This window comes from Enterobacter sp. HSTU-ASh6, assembly GCF_026319105.1.
GTDB classification, from domain to species: Bacteria; Pseudomonadota; Gammaproteobacteria; order Enterobacterales; family Enterobacteriaceae; genus Enterobacter; species Enterobacter sichuanensis.
Genome location: NZ_WSPD01000033.1, coordinates 21,038 through 27,287, shown reverse-complemented (window position 1 = coordinate 27,287; position 6,250 = coordinate 21,038). Strand labels below are relative to the sequence as shown.

The window sequence follows — 6,250 nt, the reverse complement described above, 5'->3', positions numbered from 1 at the left end:
TGGCATCAGGTCAAACTCAGTGACAGTTTACCCGTCTGTTGACGGGTAACTGAAGTGACTTTAAACATACAAGGGCATCAGACCGCACGATGTTAGCTCAGAATCGCATCCAGCCTGGCAAGAACCTCATTTACAACGGCGTCAGGTATGCGTTCCAGCCGCATGCCGTTCCGGGCAGCCATATCAATGGTTCTGGGCTGGTCGCAGCGAATAACGCCCGTTGTTTTTGTCCCCGCCCCTTCCAGTGAAACGGTGAAACCTGCTGTACGTGCAAAGTTCCCGCCGCTGGTGACGGGCACCACTACCGGTAGCCGGGTCAGCTTGTTAAACGATGCCTTCGATACGATGAGTACCGGACGTTTTCCACTTTGCTCGTGGCCGGCAATGGGATCCAGTGAAACGAGCCAAATTTCGCCTCTGTCCATTTACAGGATCTCCTTGCCCACCGCAGGCGCATCAATCCATTCCCGCTCCTCTTCACTCATTTCAGCGTGCGGATCGCACTGCGCCAGCAGCTCCTCAAGGGAATAATGAGGCCGTTTCTGGGGTTCAATAATCAGGCAGCCATTATTAATGGTCATGCCGACTTCGCTGTCCGGCGACAGTTCCAGCGTTTTCAGCACGGCGGGAGGAACCGCCAGCATGATGGATCCACCGACCTTTTTCAGGCGTGTTGTATACATAGCGCACCTCCGAATATTATATTTTAATATAACATCCATAGAGGGAGGTGCACAATTATTCATCAGATTCATGGTGATTTCCTTTTCGTAATGCGTGTGCAGAAGGCCGTTATCCATCGAAGGAGAGTGCAGGTGAGAACGAAGTGCGTAACGAAGAAGGCTGATAATAGAAAACTGGTTTTGCGGTTCAAAGAATTATGGCGGATCGGATAAACGAAATGCGAGGCGGCTTCCGGATTGGAGCTGTGTCGGTGGAGCATCAGCCCGGCGTTACGGGAAACCGCCGCTGTTGAAAAGCCTGCTTTTGAAGCAGGCTTTTTGCTTTTCTGCACTTTGGCGTTAACTCAGCCTATTACGAGGAATAGCCTCCTCCCCCTTCAGAACCGTGATACGAGGAAAAACTCCCGGTTGAGGAGAAATCATTCATACGCGAGCCCATAGATCGTGCAAATGCAGCGCTGGAGCCCCTGAAGCTGACAGGCTGGAAAAGATGCTCTGGCAGCAACAACTGAATGTGCGGCAGAAGGTTTGTTCGTCTGGCTTGTGGCGTGGGCTGATAGTGACCGCTGTTGTTACTCCAGCTGACCAGAATACCATTGTTGATGAGCATATCACCCGCATAGAGCACCTGCTGCCCCCCGGAGAGGGAAGTATGGCCTTCCACGGCGTCAACCGCGCCACTGCTCATATACTCATTGAGGGGATCGTGCCCCCTGGCGCAACGAATTTGTGTGGGATCGGTCATCAGGATGACAAAAATGAACCGGCCGTTAGGTGGCATGGTGACCGCGTTTCCCTGAAGCGTCACCAGCGATAATGTGCCTGGAGTGAGGCGCTGCAAGGTAAAAATCTGATCCTGCCTCGCCGGCGCTTGTGGAGTAAAAAGAACCAGAGAAACGGGCTGTATTGCCGAATGAGTAGCTAATACCTGAGATAATATCCCGGTAAAAGTCATTTCGTCTTTAAGCATCTCTACTTCCTGTCTGAGGTTTTACTATCCATGTAGTGGATAAATTGATGACATAAATCTGAATGATGAAAATAATACAGGCCGGAATATACCGGCCCTGATTGACTAGGCAGTCGCCCGCTCATTCCACGCATCTGAATGGATGATATTTCCGTCTTTGTAGGTCCAGGTGATTTTTTCATAACGCAGCTGAACACTTTCCATATGATTGAATTTTTCCGTCGCCGGATTTTTAACGTTATGCATTACCGGTGCGACAGAAACCACCTTCACGTTTTCCAGTTTGATATTGTAATACTCCGCCTCCTGTCCCGCGTCATTAATCGCGTACCACTTGAATTCAGCAGATTTCAGCGTCTGGCCTGTCGTCACGGCCTTAAACAGATAAGGCGACGAAGAGTCGAACTCTTTGACAAAGACGACGGGCGCATGAATACGGGTACCCGTGAGTCGCCCGGTATTGCCGTCTGTCGGAATACTCAGGGAGTGCACAAATTCAATAACCTCAATACTGCCTTCACGTTTCTCGACATCAACAGAGCCTTTGATATCCGCACCACCATCATCCTTCAGCCAAAGATAAGACGGAATAGCCATTTTATAAATTCCTTTTAATTAATAAAGATAAATGCATTCATGTTACAAATATGAATGGGATTGTTACGATATCATATAATTCTGTCTCTTGTAAGCCAGCATATTTCCTGAGATAAAGACTGCCAGATCAGAATAAATCAGAATTGACATTCTTTTTATATAATATGAGATCAGTAAACATATATATAGCGAATGATTAATACTTCAGAAGTCGGTAATTTTATCGTTATAGTCATGCGCCAGCGAACGCAGTATTTGCGTTACGCGCCCTGCGGAAAGTTTGGCACTATGGTTAAAATATGTTTGTGTATTTATCCAGTGAATGAAATGCCTGCTGGTCGTTAAAGAGAGCGTTTGCGCGTGACTGCTATCCCCCCCTGTTAATGGGCAAACCATCTTACGGTTTTCCCCCTGCGTCCAAAGCTGCCACTGGCTTTGCCACCAGCCATGCTGTGTTGTCGCCTGTAAATGCCAGGGTTTACTACTCTCCCCGTCATAGATCTCCTCTTCGATAAACCAAAGTTCGCCCTGCCGCTGACGAAACAGATCTGCCCAAACGGTAATCACTGCGCCGCGAAGAAAGCATTCGTGTGAAATAACATGCATTTTCACTTCAGGAAAAAGGAGGTGCAGTACCCTAAAATGTCCGTGAGCTGCGATAACAGGCCGAAGTATCGCACCTCTGGCATTACGTTTCAGTTCTGCACTGCCATACTGAATTTCGTCAAACTGGCTGCGACGCAGAAACTGCATCTCACGCTTATCAACGCGATTGACAATATCCGTTTGTCGCAAATCAGGCTCAGTACTCCCGCGCCAGCGATATCGTAGCGTTTCGCCAGTATCGTGCTGAGTGAAATTTGTGGAAACATGAAGAATATTACCGCGTGCGGCATCGAAACTGAGGAGAACGTACAGTTTCTGTTCTGCACTGCTTCCCTGGAACGGCACAATGAGTGGAACCGTTTCAATACGTTCTGGGGGAGCACTCCTTCTTAATATTTGCTGTTTGGGTGTCCAGACTTTTCTACAGGTCCGGCACTGAATGCGCTGTGTTCCCTGGGGGTTATAACCATAGCAGATAGTTTCCTGGCAATAACATTCAGGGCAAAAAAGACCCTTTTCTGAAGCATATGCAGTTAAGTGAGCAGAGAGCCACTGATTAAATTGTTGTTCGTCAAACAGTGGAGGATAACTCCCGCATGCTCGACAGTGTAATGCCGGATATCCCAACCTGTAATCTGGCCAGATGTAATCTTCAGATGCTGATAGGGGAACACCTAAATTACGGCAACCAAACGATTTGCAGGTATTAATCGTAAATTGAATCACTCTACGTCACCAACGATTTTTAAAGGTCGATGATTTTGACTCATAGCGTGAGTTTAATAGTGTGAGCAGACTCGCATAAAAAATGCTTTCAGAACGTAAAGTAACGCCTCTTTATATAACTAAAAGGAACTGATTGTGAATATAAAAGCGGTTACCGTAAGTATTCTGTTGGCGTTACCGTTATGGGCTAACGCCAGGGATGTCACCCTTATTTATACCAACGATCTCCACGCACATGTGGAGCCGTATAAAGTTCCCTGGATTGCTGATGGCAAACGAGATGTCGGGGGGTGGGCGAATATCACCACCCTGGTAAAAGAGGAAAAAGCCAAAAGTAAAGCCACATGGTTTTTTGATGCCGGAGACTATTTTACTGGTCCTTATATCAGTAGTTTAACGAAGGGAAAAGCAATTATTGATATAATGAATACCATGCCGTTTGACGCTGTCACAATGGGTAATCATGAATTTGATCACGGCTGGGATAATACGTTATTACAACTCAGTCAGGCGAAATTTCCAATTGTACAGGGCAACATATTTTATCAGAACAGCAGCAAATTATTCTGGGATAAGCCTTATACCATCATCGAAAAAGATGGCGTGAAAGTCGGCGTCATTGGTTTACACGGCGTGTTTGCCTTCGATGATACCGTATCAGCGGCAACGCGCGTAGGTATTGAAGCCCGGGATGAAATTGAATGGCTTCAGCGCTACCTCGATGAACTGAAAGGAAAAGTCGACTTGACCGTATTGCTGGTTCATGAAGGTACGCCGGCGCGCCAGTCCAGTATGGGGGGGACCGATGTGCGCCGGGCACTGGACAAAGATATTCAAACGGCAGGCCAGGTGAAAGGTCTGGATATTCTGATTACGGGCCATGCGCATGTTGGAACGCCGGAGCCGATTAAAGTCGGCAATACGCTGATCCTCTCGACCGACAGCGGCGGTATAGACGTAGGAAAACTGGTCCTGGACTACACGAAGCCGCATCAGTTTACGGTGAAAAAATTAGAGCTTAAAACGATTTACGCGGATGAGTGGAAGCCCGATCCGCAAACGAAACAGGTGATTGATGGCTGGAATAAGAAACTTGATGTTCAGGTGCAACAAACGGTGGCGCAGTCGCCGGTTGAACTGACGCGTGCCTACGGTGAATCAGCCTCGCTGGGGAATCTGGCAGCCGACGCACTGCTGGCGGCAGCCGGTAAAAATACTCAGCTCGCCTTAACCAATTCGGGCGGTATACGCAACGAGATCCCGTCTGGCGCGATTACGATGGGCGCCGTCATAAGTACCTTCCCGTTCCCTAACGAACTGGCCACGATGGATCTGACAGGTAAACAACTGCGCACATTAATGGAACATGCCGCAAGTTTAAGCAATGGCGTTTTACAGGTATCAAAAGGCGTGGAGATGAAGTACGACAGCAGCAAACCTATTGGTCAGCGGGTCGTCTTATTCACACTAAATGGAAAACCGATTGAGGACGCGACACTCTACCACATTGCCACCCAGAGTTTCCTTGCGGACGGCGGTGACGGCTTTACGACGTTTACAGAGGGTAAGAAACGTAATACAGCAGGCGGTTACTACGTTTCTAACGCGGTGATCGATTACTTCAAGGCGGGCAATACCATTGCGGATGAACAACTCCACGGCATGCGTGTTGTTGATGTGAAGAAATAAAGGTTCATGCACTGAAAATTCGACTGAACTCCGTTGAAGGGTTCATACCCCGGAATGAGCCCTTTTCAGGCTATCGCCTTTTTTCAAAGGAAAGGGTTATGAAGATAAAGCTTAGTATGATGGAGCCAGATTTGAAAAACCTGCTTTTGAAGCAGGCTTTTTTGCTTTGCCGCCTTACAGCACAAACTCATAGTGCGAGCCATCCGGCAGCTCTACGGCAAGCTTAAGTTTTCCACCCGCTGCCTCAACGTAGCGCTTGAGTGAAGAGAGTTTCAGATCGCGCCCGGGCTTTTCCATAACCGCGACGGTGGGCTGCCTGATACCCAGCGCATGCGCCATTTCGACCTGCGTTTTTTGCACCTTTTCACGTAGCTCTGCAAGGTTGATGTTAAGCAAAATGTCAGCAGCCATTGCCTGTGCGCTGGTAACAACATCCGGTTTTTCATCCGCTATAAGCTGCTCAAGGTTTCTGCCCATCACGTAACGTCCTCTCTTTTAATGTATTCAACCAGTGAGTGAATTCCCGGTCAGCCACCAGAAGCATCTCATCGTAAAATCGTCTTTCGTTACCAGCCTTATTGCCTGCACAAAGCACAATGCCCGTTCGGTTTGGGTCAAATGCGAAAAATGCCCGCAACGGATCACCCTTACTCTGAATGCGCAACTCTTTCATGTTACTGTGACGAGAGCCTTTAAGCGTATCAGCATAGGGTCTCGACAATGCCGGCCCCTTTTCGCGCAAAACAAGCAGTGCTGCCAGCACGCATGCTCGGTCTGTATCGTCAAGTGAACGAAACCAGTAATCAAACCTGTCCGTCGTGTTAATTGTCCACACACTTCCCCCAAGAAATATAGATCACAAACTATATAGTCGTAAAGCTATAGCAGCGATTATCCTGAGAGAACGTGCATGATTCATGTGTTGATACGCGAAAGCTGAAGACGTGCAGGAGTATTTCGGTGAATCCTCGTCAGACAT

At 48.1% G+C, this 6,250-nt stretch carries 8 protein-coding genes; 1 reads left to right on the top strand and 7 read right to left on the bottom strand.

The window, feature by feature from the left end:
* Nucleotides 1-92: 92 nt before the first annotated feature.
* The 5 genes from GM298_RS22550 to GM298_RS22530 form a co-directional block, all read right to left on the bottom strand.
* Nucleotides 93-425, bottom strand: coding sequence for a type II toxin-antitoxin system PemK/MazF family toxin (locus tag GM298_RS22550; RefSeq protein ID WP_036112097.1), 333 nt, complete (start codon nucleotides 423-425; stop codon nucleotides 93-95).
* Nucleotides 426-683 (bottom strand): AbrB/MazE/SpoVT family DNA-binding domain-containing protein, encoded by a 258-nt coding sequence (locus GM298_RS22545; protein ID WP_266155357.1) that lies wholly within the window; start codon nucleotides 681-683, stop codon nucleotides 426-428.
* A 352-nt stretch (nucleotides 684-1,035) separates the two neighbouring features.
* Nucleotides 1,036-1,653 carry a hypothetical protein gene (locus GM298_RS22540; protein WP_266155356.1) on the bottom strand — a complete coding sequence of 206 codons (618 nt, stop codon included), beginning with the start codon at nucleotides 1,651-1,653 and terminating at the stop codon, nucleotides 1,036-1,038.
* 105 nt (nucleotides 1,654-1,758) lie between these two features.
* A complete protein-coding gene (locus GM298_RS22535; RefSeq protein ID WP_045286301.1) occupies nucleotides 1,759-2,250 on the bottom strand; it encodes an Hcp family type VI secretion system effector in 492 nt (163 codons plus the stop codon).
* 204 nt (nucleotides 2,251-2,454) lie between these two features.
* Nucleotides 2,455-3,582 carry a cytoplasmic protein gene (locus GM298_RS22530; protein ID WP_266155355.1) on the bottom strand — a complete coding sequence of 376 codons (1,128 nt, stop codon included), beginning with the start codon at nucleotides 3,580-3,582 and terminating at the stop codon, nucleotides 2,455-2,457.
* 135 nt (nucleotides 3,583-3,717) lie between these two features.
* Between GM298_RS22530 and GM298_RS22525 the strand changes: the two genes are divergently transcribed.
* Nucleotides 3,718-5,271, top strand: a complete 1,554-nt coding sequence (locus GM298_RS22525; RefSeq protein ID WP_266155353.1) for a bifunctional metallophosphatase/5'-nucleotidase — start codon at nucleotides 3,718-3,720, stop codon at nucleotides 5,269-5,271.
* Between the two features lie 174 nt (nucleotides 5,272-5,445).
* Here GM298_RS22525 and GM298_RS22520 read toward each other — a convergent pair whose 3' ends face one another.
* Together GM298_RS22520 and GM298_RS22515 are read right to left on the bottom strand one after the other, a co-directional pair.
* A complete protein-coding gene (locus GM298_RS22520; protein WP_266155359.1) occupies nucleotides 5,446-5,748 on the bottom strand; it encodes an XRE family transcriptional regulator in 303 nt (100 codons plus the stop codon).
* Nucleotides 5,732-6,106 carry a type II toxin-antitoxin system RelE/ParE family toxin gene (locus GM298_RS22515; protein WP_095450342.1) on the bottom strand — a complete coding sequence of 125 codons (375 nt, stop codon included), beginning with the start codon at nucleotides 6,104-6,106 and terminating at the stop codon, nucleotides 5,732-5,734. The genes GM298_RS22520 and GM298_RS22515 overlap by 17 nt, the downstream gene beginning before the upstream one ends.
* Between the last annotated feature and the right edge of the window lie 144 nt (nucleotides 6,107-6,250).